This is a genomic window from Enterobacter sp. BIGb0383 (assembly GCF_003751845.1).
GTDB lineage: Bacteria > Pseudomonadota > Gammaproteobacteria > Enterobacterales > Enterobacteriaceae > BIGb0383.
In genome coordinates this window covers 1,092,373-1,112,021 of record NZ_RJKQ01000002.1, presented here as the reverse complement: position 1 = coordinate 1,112,021, position 19,649 = coordinate 1,092,373, and the positions used below count along the sequence as shown (strand labels likewise).

Sequence of the window (19,649 nt, the reverse complement as noted above, 5' to 3'; positions counted from 1 at the left end):
CGGGGGCGTAAGTAGCACATAAGAGAAACGCGTCTGAGCGGTCTTAACGCTCGATTATTAACTATGGTTAAGGAGAGTCTTATGTTTCGTTGGGGCATTATATTCCTCGTGATTGCACTGATCGCAGCGGCCCTGGGCTTTGGTGGCCTGGCCGGTACCGCAGCGGGTGCAGCAAAAATTGTCTTTATCGTTGGTATCATCCTGTTCCTGGTCAGCCTGTTTATGGGACGCCGACGTCCATAGCGAAATCGTGCGCTTTACACGAAAGCCAGTCCTCGGACTGGCTTTCGCTGTTTAAGCCCGGCGCAAAGTGCGTTACTTTGGTGTGACGATAAAAACGAAAACAGGCAGGATACAGGGTGGGGCAACGCATTCCGGTAACGCTCGGTAACATCGCACCGCTGGCGTTAAAACCTTTTCGTCCTGGACGGCTCGCGCTGGTGTGCGAGGGCGGCGGGCAGCGTGGGATCTTTACAGCTGGCGTGCTGGATGAGTTTATGCGCGCGCAGTTTGACCCCTTTAGCCTCTATTTTGGCACCTCCGCCGGGGCGCAGAATCTTTCCGCCTATCTCTGCCACCAGCCCGGCTATGCGCGTAAGGTGATTATGCGTTACACCACCCGACGCGACTTTTTCGATCCGCTGCGCTTTGTGCGCGGCGGCAACCTGATCGATCTCGACTGGCTGGTCAATTCGACCGCCACGGATATGCCGCTGGCGATGGATCGTGCCGGGCAGCGGTTTGCCGACGGCAGCGACTTCTATATGTGCGCCTGCCGCCAGGATGACTATACGCCGGGCTACTTTGCCCCGACGACGGATAACTGGCTGGATCTGATCCGCGCCTCCAGCGCGATCCCGGGTTTTTATCGCCAGGGCGTCGCCCTCGACGGTATCAGCTATCTTGACGGTGGGATCAGCGATGCGATCCCCGTCCAGGAAGCCGCCCGGCGCGGGGCAAAAACCATTGTGGTGATCCGCACCGTGCCGTCGCAGATGTACTACACCCCGCAGTGGTTTAAACGTATGGAGCGCTGGGTGGGCGAGAGTAGCCTGCAGCCGCTGGTTAATCTGGTGCACCACCACGAGGCCAGCTATCTGGCGATCCAGAAATTTATCGATGCGCCGCCGGGTCGGCTGCGCATCATCGAGATCTATCCGCCGAAGCCGCTCAACAGCATGGCGCTGGGCAGCCGACTTCCGGCGCTGCGCGAGGACTATAAAACCGGGCGGCTGTGCGGGCGCTACTTCCTGGCGACGATCGGCAAACTGCTGGCGGAACAGCCGCCGCTGATACGTCATATCCCGCGTATTAACACGCCTGCGCCGCTGGTGGTGCCGCCTGCCGCCGTGGCGAACGATGCGCTTGCCCGACCGGTGATTGATGTGCCTCAGGCCAACGATCCCACCTTTAGTAAAGAGGACCTGGCGTGACCTTGCGCTTTATCGATACCCACTGTCACTTTGATTTCCCGCCTTTTACCGGCGATGAAGCCGCCAGCATTGAACGGGCTGCGCAGGCTGGCGTAGAAAAGATTATTGTCCCGAGTACGGAAGCGGCCTGGTTTGAACGCGTGATGGCGCTGGCTGAAAACCATGATGCACTCTATGCGGCGCTGGGCCTGCATCCTATCGTGATTGAACAGCATACGGATGAGAGCCTGGAGCAGCTGGAGCGTTGCCTGGCCTCCCGGCCGAAAAAGCTGGTGGCCATCGGCGAGATTGGCCTCGATCTGTATCGCGACGATCCGCAGTTTGAGCGCCAGCAGACCGTGCTGGATGCGCAGCTTGTGCTGGCAAAACGCTACGATCTGCCGGTGATCCTTCACTCAAGACGCACTCACGATACGCTGGCGATGCACCTCAGGCGTCATAAGCTGCCGCGTACCGGGGTGGTTCACGGTTTTGCGGGGAGCCTGCAACAGGCGCAGCGCTTTATCGAACTGGGATATAAGATTGGCGTTGGCGGGACCATTACCTACCCGCGTGCCAGCAAAACCCGCGAAGTGATGGCGCAACTGCCGTTGACGTCCCTGCTGCTGGAAACTGACGCGCCGGATATGCCGCTCAACGGTTTTCAGGGCCAGCCGAACCGGCCCGAGCGGGCCGCACGCGTGTTTGAGATCCTGTGTGAACTGCGGCCGGAACCTGCCGAGAAGATTGCCGATACGCTCTTCAGTAACAGCATCCAATTATTTGAAGGCATATCATTAGGCTGATTTTTGTGATTTGCATCTCGTTATCATGTTTTGATCTCTCTTTTTTGCGCAGAATCTGTGAGCTATTTCGTTACCGATAATTACATCTGGTTATAATCGCCCCCTTCTTAATGCATCACGCTACCAACCTTCCAGTACACAGGGAATCTGTATGCAAATTGTTATGGGGCTTGTGGGCATGGTGGTCCTGCTTGCGATCGCTTTGCTTTTATCCAGTAACCGAAAAGCCATTAATCTGCGCACCGTGCTCGGCGCGTGGCTTATCCAGCTTGGCATCGGGGCGCTGATCCTCTACGTTCCTGCCGGACGCCAGCTGCTGATGGCCATTTCCGCAGGCGTGGCCAACGTTATTGCCTACGGTAATGAAGGCATTGGCTTCCTGTTCGGCGGCCTGGTTTCGGACAAGATGTTCGAAGTCTTCGGCGGCGGCGGTTTTGTCTTCGCGCTGAGAGTTCTGCCGGTTATCGTTTTCTTCTCCTCACTGATTGCCGTGCTCTATTACCTCGGTATTATGCAGCTGGTGATCCGCGTGCTCGGCGGCGGCCTGCGTAAGCTGCTGAAAACCTCCCGTACCGAGTCTCTGTCAGCGACGGCGAATATTTTTGTCGGTCAGACGGAAGCGCCGCTGGTGGTTCGCCCCTATATCGCCACCATGACCCGCTCCGAGCTGTTTGCCGTGATGTGTGGTGGCCTGGCGTCGGTGGCCGGTTCCGTACTGGCGGGCTATGCCCAGATGGGCGTGCCGCTGGAATACCTGATTGCGGCGTCCTTTATGGCGGCACCTGGCGGCCTGCTGTTCGCTAAAATTATTATTCCGGAAACCGAAACCCCGAGTGATTCCCCGGATCTCGAAGTACCGGATGATATTGATCGTCCGGCCAACGTGTTGGATGCGGCGGCGTCTGGCGCGGCATCCGGGATGCAGCTGGCGCTGAACGTCGGTGCGATGCTGCTGGCGTTTATCGCCCTGATCGCGATGCTGAACGGCATCCTGTCCGGGATTGGCGGCTGGTTTGATTATCCGCAGCTCTCCCTGGAGCTGATCCTCGGCTGGGTCTTCTCCCCGCTGGCGTGGGTTATTGGTATTCCGTGGAACGAAGCGACCATTGCCGGTTCGTTTATCGGCCAGAAGCTGATTATCAACGAGTTCGTTGCCTATATGAACTTCGGGGAATATCTGAAGGAAGATGCGGTTGTCGCCGCAGCGGGCCTGCAGGTGCTGTCCGATAACACGAAAGCGATTATCTCCTTCGCGCTTTGTGGTTTTGCTAACTTCTCTTCGATTGCGATTCTGATCGGCGGCCTGGGCGGTATGGCCCCGAATCGTCGTCAGGATATCGCCCAGCTGGGCCTGAAAGCCGTGGCGGCCGGGACGCTCTCTAACCTGATGAGCGCGACCATCGCCGGGTTATTCCTCGCCCTGTAACCTCTCACGGGGAGCCTTCCGGCTCCCCGTTCACTTCGCTCCCTTCTATACTTTCTCCATTGTCGTCCCCATTTATGGGTCGTTTGTTTGTTGTACTGTATGTTAGAATTCTAACATTCCGTACCGGACGCGCTTTGTGTTTGTTATCCCCGCTCCGGGCAATAAATTCCGATCTGCATCACATTGCAATTGAATGAACTTATATTGCTGTTTCATTAAATGTGATGGGAGTCGAAGTGTAACCACGACGCAGTGTTACAATAGTCACATTACGTCGCATTTAGCTTACTGGAGAAAGACGATGACCGATTTAACCGCAAGCAGCCAGCGCGCGCTGCAGCTGATGGACCTGACCACCCTGAACGATGACGACACCAATGAAAAAGTCATCGCCCTGTGCCATCAGGCGAAAACCCCGGTGGGTAACACCGCCGCTGTTTGTATCTACCCGCGTTTTATCCCGATTGCGCGTAAAACCCTGAACGCGCAGGGCACGCCGGATATCCGTATCGCGACGGTGACCAACTTCCCGCACGGTAACGACGATATCGAGATTGCGCTGGCCGAAACCCGTGCGGCGATCGCCTACGGCGCGGATGAAGTGGACGTGGTGTTCCCGTACCGCGCCCTGATCGCCGGTAATGAGCAGGTTGGCTTCGAGCTGGTGAAAGCCTGTAAAGACGCCTGTGCGGCAGCTAACGTACTGCTGAAAGTGATTATCGAAACCGGCGAGCTGAAAGAAGAAGCGCTGATTCGTAAAGCGTCTGAAATCTCTATCAAAGCCGGCGCGGACTTTATCAAGACCTCCACCGGTAAAGTGCCGGTTAACGCGACCCCGGAAAGTGCGCGCATTATGCTGGAAGTGATCCGCGACATGGGCGTGTCCAAAACCGTGGGCTTCAAACCGGCCGGTGGCGTGCGCAGCGCGGAAGACGCACAGCAGTTCCTGGCGATTGCCGACGAGCTGTTCGGTGCCGACTGGGCCGATTCCCGCCACTACCGCTTTGGCGCGTCCAGTCTGCTGGCTAGCCTGCTGAAAGCGCTGGGCCACGGCGATGGCAAAAGCGCCAGCGCCTACTGATTCCTTTTTAGCGGCGGGTAACCGCCGCATTCAATCCGATTACGCAGGGGGTAACCTTGTTTCTCGCGCAAGAAATTATTCGTAAAAAACGTGATGGTCATCAGCTGAGTGACGAAGAGATTCGTTTCTTTATCAACGGCATCCGCGATAACACCATCTCCGAAGGGCAAATTGCCGCCCTGGCGATGACCATTTTCTTCCATGATATGAGCATGCCCGAGCGCGTCTCGCTGACCATGGCGATGCGTGATTCCGGGACCGTACTGGACTGGAAAAGCCTCAATCTCAACGGCCCGATTGTGGATAAACACTCCACCGGCGGCGTGGGCGATGTGACATCGCTGATGCTGGGGCCGATGGTCGCGGCCTGCGGCGGTTATATCCCGATGATTTCCGGGCGTGGCCTGGGCCATACCGGCGGCACGCTGGATAAACTCGAAGCCATTCCGGGCTTTGATATCTTCCCGGACGATAGCCGTTTCCGCGAGATTATTCAGGATGTTGGCGTGGCGATTATCGGCCAGACCAGCTCGCTGGCTCCGGCGGATAAACGTTTCTACGCCACCCGCGATATTACCGCGACCGTGGACTCCATTCCGCTGATCACCGCCTCGATCCTCGCCAAAAAACTGGCGGAAGGGCTGGATGCGCTGGTCATGGACGTGAAAGTGGGCAGCGGCGCCTTTATGCCGAGCTTTGAACTTTCTGCGGCGCTGGCCGAGGCTATCGTGGGTGTCTCCAACGGTGCAGGCGTGCGCACTACCGCGCTGCTGACCGATATGAACCAGGTCCTGGCCTCCAGCGCCGGTAACGCGGTTGAAGTCCGCGAAGCGGTGCAGTTCCTGACCGGCGAATACCGTAACCCGCGCCTGTTTGACGTGACCATGGCGCTCTGCGTGGAGATGCTGATCTCCGGTCGTCTGGCGAAAGATGATGCCGACGCGCGGACGAAACTGCAGGCGGTGCTGGACAACGGCAAAGCGGCGGAGATCTTTGGCCGGATGGTTGCGGCGCAAAAAGGCCCGAACGACTTTGTCGAAAACTACGCGAAATACCTGCCGACCGCCACCCTGAGCAAAGCGGTGTATGCGGAATCCGAAGGCTTTGTCTCGGCGATGGATACCCGTGCGCTGGGTATGGCCGTGGTATCGATGGGCGGCGGACGTCGTCAGGCCTCTGATGCTATCGACTATAGCGTCGGCTTTACCGATATGGCCCGTCTGGGTGACAGCGTTGACGGACAGCGTCCGCTGGCGGTGATCCATGCGAAAGATGAATCCAGCTGGCAGGAAGCGGCTCAGGCGGTGAAAGCGGCAATCAAAATTGACGACACTGCGCCCGAAGTCACACCGACGGTCTATCGCCGAATCACCCAATAGCGGTATACTGATCTGATCGCTTTTTCATAACGCCATGCGGCGTTAGCAGCGCATAACGTACGGAGAAAATATGAAACGTGCATTTATTATGGTGCTGGACTCCTTCGGCATCGGTGCGACTGAGGATGCGGATCGCTTTGGCGATGTCGGCTCAGACACCCTCGGCCATATCGCAGCAGCCTGTGCCAAAGGCGAGGCGGACACCGGCCGTAAAGGTCCACTTAATCTGCCTAACCTGACCCGTCTGGGTCTGGTAAAAGCCCACGAAGGCGCGACGGGTTCCGTTGCGGCGGGCATGGACGGCAATGCGGAAGTTATCGGCGCGTACGCCTGGGCGCATGAGCTCTCTTCCGGTAAAGATACGCCGTCAGGCCACTGGGAAATTGCCGGTGTGCCGGTTCTGTTCGACTGGGGCTACTTTTCCGACAAGGAAAACAGCTTCCCGCAGGAGCTGCTGGACAAGCTGGTAGCGCGTGCCGGGCTGCCGGGCTACCTCGGCAACTGCCACTCGTCGGGTACGGTCATCCTCGATCAACTGGGCGAAGAGCATATGAAAACCGGCAAGCCGATTTTCTATACCTCTGCCGACTCGGTATTCCAGATTGCCTGCCATGAAGAGACCTACGGCCTCGACAAGCTGTATGAGCTGTGCGAAATCGCTCGTGAAGAGCTGACGGAAGGCGGCTACAACATTGGCCGCGTTATCGCGCGTCCGTTTATCGGCGACAAAGCCGGTAGCTTCGAGCGTACCGGTAACCGTCACGATCTGGCCGTTGAGCCGCCGGCAGCGACCGTGCTGCAGAAGCTGGTCGATGAAAAAGACGGGCAGGTGGTATCGGTCGGTAAAATTGCCGATATCTACGCTAACTGCGGGATCACCAAAAAAGTGAAGGCCACCGGGCTGGATGCGCTGTTCGATGCGACCATCAAAGAGATGAAAGTGGCGGGCGATAAAACAATCGTCTTCACCAACTTCGTCGATTTCGACTCCGCCTGGGGCCACCGTCGTGACGTTGCAGGCTATGCCGGTGGGCTGGAGCTCTTCGACCGTCGTCTGCCGGAGCTGATGGAACTGATTGGGGAAGATGATATCCTGATCCTCACCGCCGACCACGGCTGCGATCCGACCTGGACCGGGACCGACCATACCCGTGAACACATTCCGGTGCTGGTATACGGCCCGAAAGTGAAGCCTGGCTCGCTGGGCCATCGCGACACCTTCGCGGATATTGGTCAGACCGTGGCGAAATACTTCGGTACCTCGGATATGGAATACGGCAAAGCCCTGTTCTAATCGTCTGTTAAATACGCCAGGCTGGCCCTGCCGCCTGGCGTAAACTCAAATTAAGGAAAATGTATGGCTACCCCACATATTAACGCTGAGATGGGCGATTTCGCTGACGTTGTGCTGATGCCGGGCGACCCGCTGCGCGCTAAACACATCGCAGAAACCTTCCTGGAAGATGCCCGTGAAGTGAACAACGTACGCGGCATGCTGGGCTATACCGGTACCTATAAAGGCCGCAAAATTTCCGTAATGGGCCACGGTATGGGTATCCCGTCCTGCTCCATCTATGCGAAAGAGCTGATCACCGATTTCGGCGTCAAGAAAATCATCCGCGTCGGCTCCTGCGGTGCGGTGCGTGCAGACGTTAAGCTGCGCGACGTGGTTATCGGGATGGGTGCCTGCACCGATTCCAAAGTGAACCGTATGCGCTTTAAAGATCATGACTTTGCGGCGATTGCCGACTTTGACATGGTGCGCAACGCGGTTGACGCGGCTAAAGCGCTGGGCGTTGATGCCCGCGTGGGTAACATCTTCTCTGCCGACCTGTTCTACACGCCGGACCCGCAGATGTTCGACGTGATGGAAAAGTACGGCATCCTGGGCGTGGAAATGGAAGCAGCCGGTATCTACGGCGTGGCGGCAGAGTTCGGTGCGAAAGCCCTGACCATCTGCACCGTATCTGACCATATCCGTACCCACGAGCAGACCACCGCTGCCGAGCGTCAGACCACCTTCAACGATATGATTAAAATCGCGCTGGAATCCGTCCTGCTGGGCGATAAAGCGTAATTTTCCGGGGCGTTTCGGCGCCCCTGTTTTCCCTCCGTCTCTCTGGTTTTCGTCAAGCTGCAAATTCTCCTGGCTGCCTTTTCCCTCCCACTGCGTTATTCTCGTAAAATCTGACTACATTTTTTTAACTATCTGTACATAAAAGGAATTTACGGCAATGAAATTTTGGTTAGGCGCTCTGATTTTGCTCAGCCCTTTCTGTCAGGCCGCGTCTTTTGACTGCGCGTCAGACAAGCTCTCGGCAACGGAGAAAGCCATCTGCGGCGATGAGTATCTTTCCGGTGCGGATAACGTGCTGAACCGGCAGTGGAGCGCGGCATACGGCAACTCGCTCTCCCGCGGCTTATTAAAGGCGCAGCAGCTGGACTGGCTCAAACAGCGTAAGGACTGCAATGCGGACGTGAACTGTATCAAGCAGGCTTATCAGCGACGCATCTCTCAGCTCTCCTCGCTCACCGCTTTCTCACCGCTGAGTAAATACTTCAGTGCCGATAAGATCGATCCGCCGATGGCGCAGGGACTGGTGTCGGAAGGCGGCTACCAACTGCGTGATAACCCCTGGCTGATTAAGCCCCTGACGAGTGAGTACGCGCTGGCGTTTGCAGCCGAAAAACGCAAGGAGGATATCAGCGGCTATTATGTGGTGGGCCATGCCGTTGCCGATGATAACCTCTTCATCTACCTCGTGGTGGAGATGAACGAAGGCAATAACCAGTTGATTGAGGTTAACGATCAGGGGCACGCCCGCCATATCCGAATGATCTCATCCGAGTACAGTGCCTATGCCGATCCCGACGGGCAGGATACTCCCGGGAAAATGCACTTCTATCTTTATAATTCAGCGACATCGACCCTGCGCGTTGCGATGGACGTTGTGGCAGACGGTGCAGTAGTGGACTCGGAGGAAGAGACATCGGTCGCCGGGCCGTTACCTCGCTATGAACGTGGGACCTGGCAAGGCTTTTGTTCCGACGTGCCGTGTCACAGCTACTCTCAGTCACCGTCGGAAAAATGGCGCGTCGCCTCCGGGAATTTTATGTCCACGGATGAACGCGATGGGGTCTACCTGTTTGAAGCGAACCGCCCGGATTCCGGCGTAAACGTGTTTAGTCAGAAGGCGAACGACCGGATAGAGAAAGACTTCTCCTATATGCGCAATTTTGTCTGGGGAGAAGGGGAAACCTTCTACTTCGATAACGAAGGCGGTATGGCCTGCGTCTGGCGTACGGATATCACCAGCAAAACCACCGAGCGTATTATTCCGGTCGAAAGCATTAAGTATCCGTACTATCTGAAATACCGTGGACGCGAGATGGTGGTGGCGACGGATACCGACGAGCACGGCAGCCTCTATATTGCCACGTCTGAAGTGAAGTAAGTCTTGTTTATAGCCCTTTGCTGGCAGCAAAGGGCTATGCCTGGATTAGCGTACGGCAGCGGCAATCCACGCCGAGAGTTCGCGCAGTTCCGTTTCCTGTTCCGGGAAATCACCCAGTAGCGCATCACACTCCTGTGCCAGCGCATCCGCACGGTACAGGCAGCCCTGTAAGCGTGCCGCCAGCGCTTCTAACGGCGCGGGATTCAGGCTATCGGTAAAGACCTGAGTACGCGTGATATGGCCGTGCTCTACGTCAAAGTGCAGCTCCACGCCGCCCCAGGTAAAGCGCTCATCCAGCAGATGACTAAAGGCCGGTGCCTGGCCGAAGTTCCACTCCCAACTGCTCTGGCGAGCGAAGGTTTCCGCAAACCCCGGCAGATCCGGCGTCTTATCCGGGGAGATCACCTCCGCCGTCACACGCTCGCCAAAGTGGCTAAAGAAGGCTTCGGTAATCGCCTCGCAGATCGCTTCATGGCTGATACCGGGCAGCAGATCCACCAGGTTCGCCACGCGACCGCGCACCGAGGTGATCCCTTTGGCCTGCAGCTTTTTCTGGTCCGGGTTGAGGTAGTTCGCCAGACGGCTGAGATCGGCATTGAGCAGCAGCGTCCCGTGGTGGAATCCGCGATCCCGTGTTTCACGATAGGCCGAGCCGGAGACTTTACGGTCGCCTTCCGGGGTCTTAACCACCAGATCGTTGCGTCCTGAAGCTTCCGCTGTCGCGCCCAGCGCGGTCAGGGCATTGAGCACAATCCCGGTCGAGACGCTTTTATCGTACTCCGGCTTACCGGCCATAAAGGTAAAACAGGTATTGCCGAGGTCGTGGAACACCGCGCCGCCTCCGCTGCTGCGGCGGGCCAGACGCACGTTGTCCTCTTCCATCCGCCGGGTATTACACTCTTTCCACGGGTTCTGTGCGCGGCCAATCACCACCGTATCGGCATTACGCCACAGGAACAGCACGCGCTGGGTGGCGGGCATCTGGCGGAAAATGCACTCCTCCACCGCCAGGTTAAACCAGGGATCGTATGAATCAGAGAGCAGCAGACGTAACGTCGACATAGCAGATGTCCTTTCTTTTATAGGGGATCACTCAACTTTCTTCTCATTCTCTTCCTCTTCCGGCACGGCCTTATTGGCGGTCAGCAGGAAGGGGGACTGCTGCCAGCGGGTACGTTTCCCCTGCAGCAGAGTGCGGGTCAGTACCACGCCGATAGCCAGCGATAGCAGAATCATCAGGCGTAAAATATTGGTGGTGTTATCCACCTGTTTGGCCTCGGTGGCCAGGGTATGGGTATCCAGCGTCAGGCGCAGGTAGCCCAGCGGCCCGTTTTTGCCGTCGATAGGTTCAACGATCTGCTGGTTAAAGTAGCCGCCCGCTTTTTTGCCGTCGAGGGCCAGACGGTCGCGCACGTCGACGCTTTCACCGGCGCTGGCAATCCGGCTGCCCTGCTCGTCATAGACGCCCGCGTCGAGAATACGGCTCTCTTCGGTCAGCTGGGTCAGGATAGCGTTGATACGGTTTGCATCGGGCGACTCGGTCCGCATCAGCGGGGCGAGGTTTAGCGTCACCTGGCGGGCAAGGGTACGCGCCAGCTCTTCCATCTGCGGATTACGCTGTCGCTGATGGTTCTGGCTGAACCAGGAGGCACCCTGCATCAGGGCGACCAGCAAGGCGAGACAGATCAAGACAATGACGGCGCGATGCAGCCGGAATTTCAGTTTTGCTCGGGCCATATTCCACCTGTTGAAAATTTGCAGCTTAATGTTGCCAGAAGCGGCGCTTACAGGGTAGCCTCATGCGGAGTTTTTACCCTGCATATTCCCCTACAGGAGCTTCAATGCCTAACAGTCTGACCTGGTGCGACCTGCCTGATGATGTGTCTCAGTGGCCAGGGTTACCGCTCTCTTTAAGTGGCGACGAGGTGATGCCGCTGGATTACCACGCGGGCCGCAGCGGCTGGCTGCTGTACGGGCGCCAGCTTGATAAGGCGCGACTGACGCAGTATCAGCGCAAGCTGGGTGCGGCGATGGTGATTGTTTCCGCCTGGGACGTGGACGACTATCAGGTGCTCCGCCTGGCCGGGTCGCTGACGCCGCGTGCAACGCGCCTGGCCCACGATGCGGGGCTGGACGTCGTACCGCTGGGTAAAATCCCGCACCTGCGCAGCCCGGGTCTGCTGGTGATGGATATGGACTCTACCGCGATCCAGATCGAGTGCATTGATGAAATTGCCAAACTGGCGGGTACCGGCGAGATGGTGGCGGAAGTCACCGAGCGGGCAATGCGCGGCGAGCTGGACTTTACCGCCAGCCTGCGCCAGCGTGTAGGAACCCTGAAAGGGGCGGATGCCAATATCCTCCAGAAGGTGCGCGAAAAGCTGCCGCTGATGCCGGGGCTGACCCAGCTGGTGCTGAAGCTGGAATCTCTGGGCTGGAAAGTGGCCATCGCCTCCGGCGGGTTTACCTTCTTTGCCGACTACCTGCGCGACAAGCTGCACCTGACCGCTGCGGTAGCCAACCAGCTGGAGATTATGGACGGCAAGCTGACCGGGGAAGTGATCGGCGATATCGTCGATGCGCAATATAAAGCGAACACCCTGAAAAAGCTGGCAGAGAAGTATGAGATCCCTCACGTGCAGACCGTGGCGATCGGCGACGGCGCTAACGATCTACCGATGATCAAGGCGGCGGGTCTGGGGATCGCCTTCCACGCCAAGCCGAAGGTGAATGAAAAGTCGGAAGTCACTATCCGCCATGCGGATCTGATGGGGGTATTCTGTATCCTGTCCGGCAGTCTGAATAAAAAATAAGAGGTTAACGTGGCGAAAGCTCCAAAACGCGCATTTGTCTGTAACGAGTGTGGTGCGGACTATCCGCGCTGGCAGGGGCAGTGCAGCGCCTGCCATGCCTGGAACACCATCACCGAAGTGCGCGTCGCGGCGTCGCCGACGGTTGCCCGCAATGAACGTCTTAGCGGCTATGCCGGTAGCGGCGGCGTGGCCAGAGTGCAGAAGCTGGCGGATATCAGCCTCGACGAGCTGCCGCGCTTCTCTACCGGGTTTAAAGAGTTTGATCGAGTGCTGGGCGGCGGCGTGGTGCCGGGCAGCGCCATTCTGATCGGCGGTAACCCCGGTGCCGGTAAATCGACCCTGCTGCTGCAAACCCTGTGCAAGCTCGCCGAGCAGATGAAAACCCTGTACGTTACCGGAGAAGAGTCGCTCCAGCAGGTGGCGATGCGCGCCCACCGCCTGGGCCTGCCGACCGCTAATCTGAATATGCTTTCGGAAACCAGCATCGAACAAATCTGCATGATTGCTGAAGAAGAGCAGCCGAAGCTGATGGTGATCGACTCCATCCAGGTGATGCATATGGCGGATATTCAATCCTCGCCGGGCAGCGTCGCCCAGGTGCGTGAAACGGCCGCTTATCTGACCCGCTTTGCCAAAACGCGCGGCGTGGCGATTGTGATGGTTGGCCACGTTACCAAAGACGGCTCCCTGGCCGGCCCCAAGGTGCTGGAGCACTGTATTGACTGCTCCGTACTGCTGGACGGCGATGCCGACTCTCGCTTTCGCACCTTACGCAGCCATAAAAACCGCTTCGGTGCGGTCAACGAGCTGGGGGTGTTTGCCATGACCGAACAGGGGCTGCGTGAAATCAGCAACCCGTCGGCCATCTTCCTCAGTCGTGGGGATGAAGTCACCTCCGGTAGCTCGGTGATGGTGGTCTGGGAAGGCACACGTCCGCTGCTGGTGGAGATCCAGGCCCTGGTCGATCAGTCGATGATGGGCAACCCGCGCCGGGTTGCGGTGGGCCTGGAACAAAACCGTCTGGCGATCCTGTTGGCGGTGCTGCACCGTCACGGCGGGCTGCAGATGGCCGATCAGGACGTCTTTGTTAACGTCGTTGGCGGGGTGAAAGTCACCGAAACCAGTGCTGACCTGGCGCTGTTGCTGGCGATGGTCTCCAGCCTGCGCGATCGTCCGCTGCCCCAGGATCTGGTGGTCTTCGGCGAAGTCGGTCTGGCCGGTGAAATCCGTCCGGTGCCGAGCGGCCAGGAGCGTATCTCTGAAGCCGCGAAACACGGCTTCCGCCGGGCTATCGTTCCGGCGGCCAACGTGCCGAAAAAGGTGCCGGAAGGCATGCAGATTTTTGGCGTGAAGAAACTCTCTGATGCACTTAGCGTGTTTGACGACTTATAATCATACTCATCGCATGAATGTTACTGGCTTTACCGGAGGGAACCTGTGTCGTCATTTGACTATCTTAAAACCGCCATTCGTCAGAGCGGCTGCACGCTACAGCAGGTTGCCGCTGAATGCGGCATGACCAAGGGCTATCTCAGCCAGTTACTGAACGCCAAAATCAAAAGCCCCAGCGCCCAGAAGCTGGAGGCGCTGCACCGTTTTCTCGGCCTGCCGTTCCCGCGCCAGCAGAAAACCGTCGGCGTGGTGTTCGGCAAGTTTTATCCGCTCCATACCGGCCATATCTACCTGCTTCAGCGCGCCTGTAGCCAGGTCGACGAGCTGCATATTATTCTCGGTTACGACGAGACGCGTGACCGGGCGCTGTTTGAAGAGAGCGCCATGTCCCAGCAGCCGACGGTCAGCGACCGCCTGCGCTGGCTGCTGCAGACCTTTAAGTATCAGAAAAACATCCGCATTCACGCCTTTAACGAAGAGGGCATGGAGCCTTATCCGCACGGCTGGGATGTCTGGAGCCGGGGCATCAAAGGCTTTATGGAAGAGAAGGGGATCTACCCGGATCTGATCTACACCTCGGAAGAGGGCGATGCGCCGCAGTATCTGAAGCATTTAGGCATCGAAACGGTGCTGATCGATCCGAAGCGCACCTTTATGAATATCAGCGGGGCGCAGATCCGTGAAAACCCGTTCCGCTACTGGGAGTACATCCCGACCGAAGTAAAACCCTTCTTTGTGCGTACCGTGGCGATCCTTGGCGGCGAGTCCAGCGGCAAATCCACCCTGGTGAACAAGCTGGCGAATATTTTCAATACCACCAGCGCCTGGGAGTACGGCCGGGATTACGTCTTCTCGCATCTTGGCGGGGATGAGATCGCGCTGCAGTACTCCGACTACGACAAAATCGCGCTCGGACAGGCTCAGTACATCGATTTTGCCGTCAAATACGCTAATAAGGTCGCCTTTGTCGATACCGACTTTGTCACCACCCAGGCCTTCTGTAAAAAGTACGAAGGCCGCGAGCACCCCTTTGTGCAGGCGCTGATCGACGAATACCGTTTTGACCTGGTGATCCTGCTGGAAAACAACACCCCCTGGGTTGCCGACGGGCTACGCAGCCTCGGCAGTTCGGTGGACCGCAAAGAGTTCCAGACCATGCTGGCCGATATGCTCAAGGCGAATAATATCGACTTTGTCCACGTGGAAGAGTCAGATTACGACGGACGTTTCCTGCGCTGCGTGGAGCTGGTGAAGGGGATGATGGGAGAGCAGGGGTAAATCTTGCTACAGCCCAAAATCTTCGCGCAGGCGTTCAATCTGGTGCATGCGTTTGTGTAGCAGGGTCACAATACCAATATCGCCATTGGAGAGCTTTCTCCAGTAAACGGCATGTTGCTGGTAGTGGAAGGAGAAGCCATCTACTCCGAATGCATCGGGTACCGGGCGAGAAATAAGGGCAGGCGTATCGATTCTGGAAAATGCTTCAAACAGGCCGGTTACATAGCGATTGGCCTGTTCCGTTCCCCAGTTATATCGTGTGTAGCGATAGATGTCGTCCAGACGTTCCGAAGCCGCTTCCTGTATGCGGATACCGCGCATAAATTTACCCCTTGTTGCGTGCGATAATATCGGCTGCCGTCAGGGTGATATACGAGGATTCTGGTTCGGCGAAAGCACGGCTTAACTCAGTTTTTAGTCGTTCAAAGGTTTCTGCTTCCGTGCGTTCTTTATCCCGCCGAATCAAATCGCGGATGTATTCACTGACGTTGTCATAAGCACCGTTTTCGCCAATTTTGTCGGCCACGAAGTCGCTTAACGGCCCTTTAAGCCGGACGGTCATGGTGGTGATTCGTGACATAAAAGGCTCCATTACTGTCATGATGTATTAGATATAACCAAATAATAATACATCCTGCAACGCAAAAAGTATTGCTGGTCGCATCAAAAACAAAAGGCCGGAAATAAATTTCCGGCCTTTACTATGCAGATTTTGCAGCGTTACTTCGCAATACGCTTGTATTTGATACGCTTCGGCTCCAGCGCATCGGCACCGAGGGTGCGTTTCTTATACTCTTCGTATTCGGTGAAGTTACCTTCGAAGAACTCCACTTTACCTTCATCCTGGTAGTCCAGAATGTGGGTGGCGATACGGTCGAGGAACCAACGGTCGTGCGAGATAACCATTGCGCAGCCCGGGAACTCCAGCAGGGCGTTTTCCAGCGCGCGCAGGGTTTCGATATCCAGGTCGTTGGTCGGTTCATCGAGCAGCAGCATGTTGCCGCCAACCTGCAGCAGCTTCGCCAGGTGCAGACGACCGCGCTCACCGCCGGAGAGTTCGCCAACGCGTTTGCCCTGGTCGACGCCTTTAAAGTTAAAGCGGCCAACGTAGGCACGGCTCGGCATTTCGGTGTTGCCCACGCGCATAATATCCAGCCCGCCGGAGACTTCTTCCCACACGGTTTTGCTGTTATCCATCGCGTCACGGAACTGGTCAACGGAGGCCAGCTTCACGGTTTCACCCAGTTCGATGCTGCCGCTGTCAGCCTGCTCCTGGCCGGACATCATACGGAACAGGGTTGATTTACCCGCGCCGTTCGGACCGATAATACCGACGATAGCGCCTTTCGGTACGGAGAAGCTCAGATCGTCAATCAGCAGGCGATCGCCGTAGGATTTACGCAGGTTGCTGACTTCAACCACTTTATCGCCGAGACGTGCGCCTGGTGGAATAAAGAGTTCGTTGGTTTCGTTACGCTTCTGGTATTCGGTGTTGTTCAGCTCTTCAAAGCGGGCCAGACGCGCCTTACCTTTAGACTGACGGCCTTTGGCACCCTGACGCACCCACTCCAGCTCTTTCTCAATGGATTTGCGACGGGCGGCTTCCTGAGAAGCTTCCTGCGCCAGACGCTGATCTTTCTGCTCCAGCCAGGAGGAGTAGTTGCCTTCCCACGGGATACCTTCGCCGCGGTCCAGTTCGAGGATCCAGCCAGCCACGTTGTCGAGGAAGTAACGGTCGTGGGTAATCGCCACAACGGTCCCTTCGAAGTCGTGCAGGAAGCGTTCCAGCCAGGCGACGGACTCGGCATCCAGGTGGTTGGTGGGTTCGTCGAGCAGCAGCATGTCCGGCTTTTCCAGCAGCAGACGGCACAGCGCGACGCGGCGACGTTCACCCCCGGAGAGGTTAGCGATTTTCGCATCCCAGTCCGGCAGACGCAGCGCATCGGCGGCGCGCTCCAGCTGAACGTTCAGGTTATGACCGTCATGCGCCTGAATAATCTCTTCAAACTTACCCTGCTGGGCGGCGAGCTTATCGAAGTCGGCATCCGGCTCGGCGTACTTCGCGTACACTTCATCCAGGCCTTTCAGCGCGTTAACCACTTCGGAAACGGCCTCTTCCACGGATTCGCGGACGGTGTGCTCCAGGTTGAGCTGCGGCTCCTGCGGCAGATAGCCGATTTTCAGGCCTGGCTGTGGGCGTGCTTCACCTTCGATGTCGGTATCGATACCGGCCATAATGCGCAGCAGGGTGGACTTACCGGCACCGTTGAGGCCCAGGACGCCAATTTTTGCTCCCGGGAAGAAACTCAGCGAGATATTTTTCAGAATATGACGTTTCGGCGGAACCACTTTGCCGACACGATGCATGGTATAAACGAATTGAGCCACGTGGACTTCGCCTCTTTTTTATCATGATGAGAAGGGTATTCAACCCCGAAGTGTAGCTGTTTTCGTCCTGCAATCCCAGCCACCAGATACCACAGCGTGAAACGTGGAAAGAAAAGTAAAAATTTGTTCCGGACATGGCATCAAACGGGATGTCTGGTTAGCATAAAACCAGCGTGTGGCACGAGGCTGCATTGAGGTAAACCGACAAGAGGTAGAGCGGGTGGAAAAAGCCAAACGAGTAAGCAGGATTTTGCTGGCCGCTGGAGCATGCCTGCTGTCCGTCAGCGCCGCACGGGCTGACTCCCTGGACGAGCAGCGCAGTCGCTATGCACAGATCAAGCAGGCCTGGGACAAACGACAGATGGACGTGGTGCAGCAGATGCTGCCCGGACTGAAAGATTACCCGCTGTACCCGTACCTGGAATACCGCCAGATTACCGACGATCTGCAGAACCTTCCTGCCGTAACGGTGAGCAACTTTATCCGCGCTAACCCGACGTTGCCGCCAGCCCGTACGCTGCAGTCGCGCTTTGTCAACGAACTGGCAAGGCGCGAAGACTGGCGTGGCTTGCTGGCCTTTAGCCCGGACAAACCTGCGGCTACCGAGGCCCAGTGTAATTTCTACTATGCCAAATGGAATACCGGCCAGACCCAGGACGCCTGGGACGGGGCGAAAACGCTCTGGCTGACCGGTAAGAGCCAGCCGAACGCCTGCGATAAACTGTTTGGTGCCTGGCGTGCATCCGGCCAGCAGGATCCTCTGGCGTATCTTGAACGTATTCGTCTGGCGATGCAGGCCGGAAATACCGGGCTGGTGAAGGTGCTGGCCGGACAGATGCCGGATGATTATCAAACCATCTCCAGCGCGATTATCTCCCTGGCTGATAAGCCGGGCAGCGTGCTCGACTTCGCCCGCGCCACCGGGGCGACCGACTTTACCCGCCAGATGGCGGCGGAAGCCTTTACCAGCGTGGCCCGTCAGGATGTGGATAACGCCCGTCTGATGATCCCGACTCTGGCGCAGGCCCAGAAGCTTAATGATGCGCAAATCCAGGCCCTGCGCGATACGGTGGCGTGGCGGCTGATGGGCAACGATGCCACCGCCGAGCAGGCGCGCTGGCGTGATGACGCTACGATGCGGACTGGCTCTATCTCACTGCTGGAGCGTCGGGTGCGTATGGCCCTGTCCAGCGGCGATCGCCGCGGTCTGAATACCTGGCTTTCACGCCTGCCGATGGAGGCCAAAGAGAAAGATGAATGGCGCTACTGGCAGGCCGATCTGCTGCTGGAGCGCGGCCGTGATGAAGAGGCGAAAACCCTCCTGCGTGGCCTGATGCAGCAGCGCGGCTTCTACCCGATGGTCGCCGCTCAGCGGCTGAATGAGCCCTACACGCTGAAGGTCGACAAAGCCACGCCGGGCATCAGCAATACGCTGGTGCAGGGCGCGGAAATGGCGCGTATCCGCGAGCTGATGTACTGGAATCTGGATAACACCGCTCGCAGCGAGTGGGCCAATCTGGTCACCAGCAAGAGCCAGCAGGAGCAGGCCCAGCTGGCGCGCTATGCCTTCGACCAGCACTGGTGGGATTTGAGCGTCCAGGCGACGATCTCCGGTAAGCTCTGGGATCATCTGGAAGAGCGATTCCCGCTGGCGTATCAGGAGCTGTTTACCCGCTATACCCGGGATAAAGCCATTGCCCCAAGCTACGCGATGGCGATTTCGCGCCAGGAAAGCGCCTGGAACCCGCAGGTGCGCTCGCCGGTAGGGGCCAGCGGTCTGATGCAGGTGATGCCTGCCACGGCAACCCATACGGTGAAGATGTTCTCCCTCGACGGCTACCGTTCTCAGGCCCAGCTGCTGGAGCCGGAGATGAATATCAATATCGGCACCAGCTATCTGCAGTACGTCTACCAGCAGTTTGACGAGAACCGTATCTTCGCCTCGGCGGCCTATAATGCCGGGCCGGGCAGGGTGCGTAGCTGGCGCAATATCAGCGGCGGGCAGATTGATGCGGTGGCCTTTGTGGAAAGTATTCCTTTCTCGGAAACCCGTAACTACGTGAAGAACGTCCTCGCCTACGATGCCTACTATCGCTACTTTATGGGGCAGAAACCGGTGCTGCTGACGGACAAGGAGTGGCAACAGCGTTACTGATTTCTGTGGGCTGTGTTATTATTGTACTCGCTAAAGAGTACAGCGGCGGGTGACACTTGCGTCA

18 protein-coding genes are annotated in these 19,649 nt (G+C 57.5%); 13 read left to right on the top strand and 5 right to left on the bottom strand.

Features of this window, described 5'->3' with window-relative positions; all coding sequences use genetic code 11:
• The first annotated feature begins 81 nt into the window (after window positions 1-81).
• From EDF81_RS13560 to EDF81_RS13520, 9 genes are all read left to right on the top strand, one after another.
• On the top strand, window positions 82-243 hold the full coding sequence (locus EDF81_RS13560) for a DUF1328 domain-containing protein (protein WP_007373037.1): 162 nt from the start codon (window positions 82-84) through the stop codon (window positions 241-243).
• Window positions 244-359: 116 nt separating this feature from the next.
• On the top strand, window positions 360-1,433 hold the full coding sequence (locus EDF81_RS13555) for a patatin family protein (protein ID WP_123348645.1): 1,074 nt from the start codon (window positions 360-362) through the stop codon (window positions 1,431-1,433).
• Window positions 1,430-2,218: a metal-dependent hydrolase gene (locus EDF81_RS13550; protein WP_123348644.1), complete on the top strand. Its 789-nt coding sequence runs from the start codon at window positions 1,430-1,432 to the stop codon at window positions 2,216-2,218. The genes EDF81_RS13555 and EDF81_RS13550 overlap by 4 nt, the downstream gene beginning before the upstream one ends.
• Before the next feature lie 151 nt (window positions 2,219-2,369).
• Window positions 2,370-3,644: a NupC/NupG family nucleoside CNT transporter gene (locus EDF81_RS13545; RefSeq protein WP_123348643.1), complete on the top strand. Its 1,275-nt coding sequence runs from the start codon at window positions 2,370-2,372 to the stop codon at window positions 3,642-3,644.
• Between the two features lie 301 nt (window positions 3,645-3,945).
• Window positions 3,946-4,725: a deoxyribose-phosphate aldolase gene (gene deoC, locus EDF81_RS13540; protein ID WP_123348642.1), complete on the top strand. Its 780-nt coding sequence runs from the start codon at window positions 3,946-3,948 to the stop codon at window positions 4,723-4,725.
• A gap of 56 nt (window positions 4,726-4,781) precedes the next feature.
• Window positions 4,782-6,104 (top strand): thymidine phosphorylase, encoded by a 1,323-nt coding sequence (gene deoA / locus EDF81_RS13535; RefSeq protein ID WP_123348641.1) that lies wholly within the window; start codon window positions 4,782-4,784, stop codon window positions 6,102-6,104.
• 70 nt (window positions 6,105-6,174) lie between these two features.
• On the top strand, window positions 6,175-7,398 hold the full coding sequence (gene deoB, locus EDF81_RS13530; protein WP_123348640.1) for a phosphopentomutase: 1,224 nt from the start codon (window positions 6,175-6,177) through the stop codon (window positions 7,396-7,398).
• A 63-nt stretch (window positions 7,399-7,461) separates the two neighbouring features.
• Window positions 7,462-8,181: a purine-nucleoside phosphorylase gene (gene deoD, locus EDF81_RS13525; RefSeq protein ID WP_123348639.1), complete on the top strand. Its 720-nt coding sequence runs from the start codon at window positions 7,462-7,464 to the stop codon at window positions 8,179-8,181.
• A gap of 157 nt (window positions 8,182-8,338) precedes the next feature.
• On the top strand, window positions 8,339-9,559 hold the full coding sequence (locus EDF81_RS13520) for a lysozyme inhibitor LprI family protein (protein ID WP_123348638.1): 1,221 nt from the start codon (window positions 8,339-8,341) through the stop codon (window positions 9,557-9,559).
• Window positions 9,560-9,604: 45 nt separating this feature from the next.
• Here the strand turns inward: EDF81_RS13520 and lplA are convergent, their stop codons facing one another.
• Window positions 9,605-10,621 (bottom strand): lipoate--protein ligase LplA, encoded by a 1,017-nt coding sequence (gene lplA, locus EDF81_RS13515; RefSeq protein ID WP_123348637.1) that lies wholly within the window; start codon window positions 10,619-10,621, stop codon window positions 9,605-9,607.
• Window positions 10,622-10,648: 27 nt separating this feature from the next.
• Window positions 10,649-11,296 carry a YtjB family periplasmic protein gene (locus EDF81_RS13510; RefSeq protein WP_123348636.1) on the bottom strand — a complete coding sequence of 216 codons (648 nt, stop codon included), beginning with the start codon at window positions 11,294-11,296 and terminating at the stop codon, window positions 10,649-10,651.
• A gap of 104 nt (window positions 11,297-11,400) precedes the next feature.
• Between EDF81_RS13510 and serB the strand changes: the two genes are divergently transcribed.
• From serB to nadR, 3 genes are read left to right on the top strand one after another with little or no spacing between them, the layout of a single operon-like run.
• Window positions 11,401-12,372, top strand: coding sequence for a phosphoserine phosphatase (serB, locus tag EDF81_RS13500; RefSeq protein WP_123348634.1), 972 nt, complete (start codon window positions 11,401-11,403; stop codon window positions 12,370-12,372).
• 9 nt (window positions 12,373-12,381) lie between these two features.
• Window positions 12,382-13,764, top strand: coding sequence for a DNA repair protein RadA (gene radA / locus EDF81_RS13495; protein WP_123348633.1), 1,383 nt, complete (start codon window positions 12,382-12,384; stop codon window positions 13,762-13,764).
• 45 nt (window positions 13,765-13,809) lie between these two features.
• A complete protein-coding gene (nadR, locus tag EDF81_RS13490) occupies window positions 13,810-15,042 on the top strand; it encodes a multifunctional transcriptional regulator/nicotinamide-nucleotide adenylyltransferase/ribosylnicotinamide kinase NadR (RefSeq protein ID WP_123348632.1) in 1,233 nt (410 codons plus the stop codon).
• Between the two features lie 6 nt (window positions 15,043-15,048).
• On the opposite strand, the gene EDF81_RS13485 is transcribed toward nadR, so the two are convergent.
• The 3 genes from EDF81_RS13485 to ettA form a co-directional block, all read right to left on the bottom strand.
• The gene (locus EDF81_RS13485; RefSeq protein WP_123348631.1) at window positions 15,049-15,363 is read right to left on the bottom strand and encodes a type II toxin-antitoxin system RelE/ParE family toxin; all 315 of its coding nucleotides are present in this window, start codon (window positions 15,361-15,363) and stop codon (window positions 15,049-15,051) included.
• A gap of 4 nt (window positions 15,364-15,367) precedes the next feature.
• Window positions 15,368-15,622 (bottom strand): addiction module antitoxin, encoded by a 255-nt coding sequence (locus EDF81_RS13480; RefSeq protein ID WP_123348630.1) that lies wholly within the window; start codon window positions 15,620-15,622, stop codon window positions 15,368-15,370.
• A gap of 140 nt (window positions 15,623-15,762) precedes the next feature.
• Window positions 15,763-17,430, bottom strand: coding sequence for an energy-dependent translational throttle protein EttA (ettA, locus tag EDF81_RS13475; RefSeq protein WP_123348629.1), 1,668 nt, complete (start codon window positions 17,428-17,430; stop codon window positions 15,763-15,765).
• A gap of 220 nt (window positions 17,431-17,650) precedes the next feature.
• Between ettA and sltY the strand changes: the two genes are divergently transcribed.
• Window positions 17,651-19,585, top strand: coding sequence for a murein transglycosylase (gene sltY, locus EDF81_RS13470; RefSeq protein ID WP_123348628.1), 1,935 nt, complete (start codon window positions 17,651-17,653; stop codon window positions 19,583-19,585).
• Window positions 19,586-19,649 lie beyond the last annotated feature (64 nt).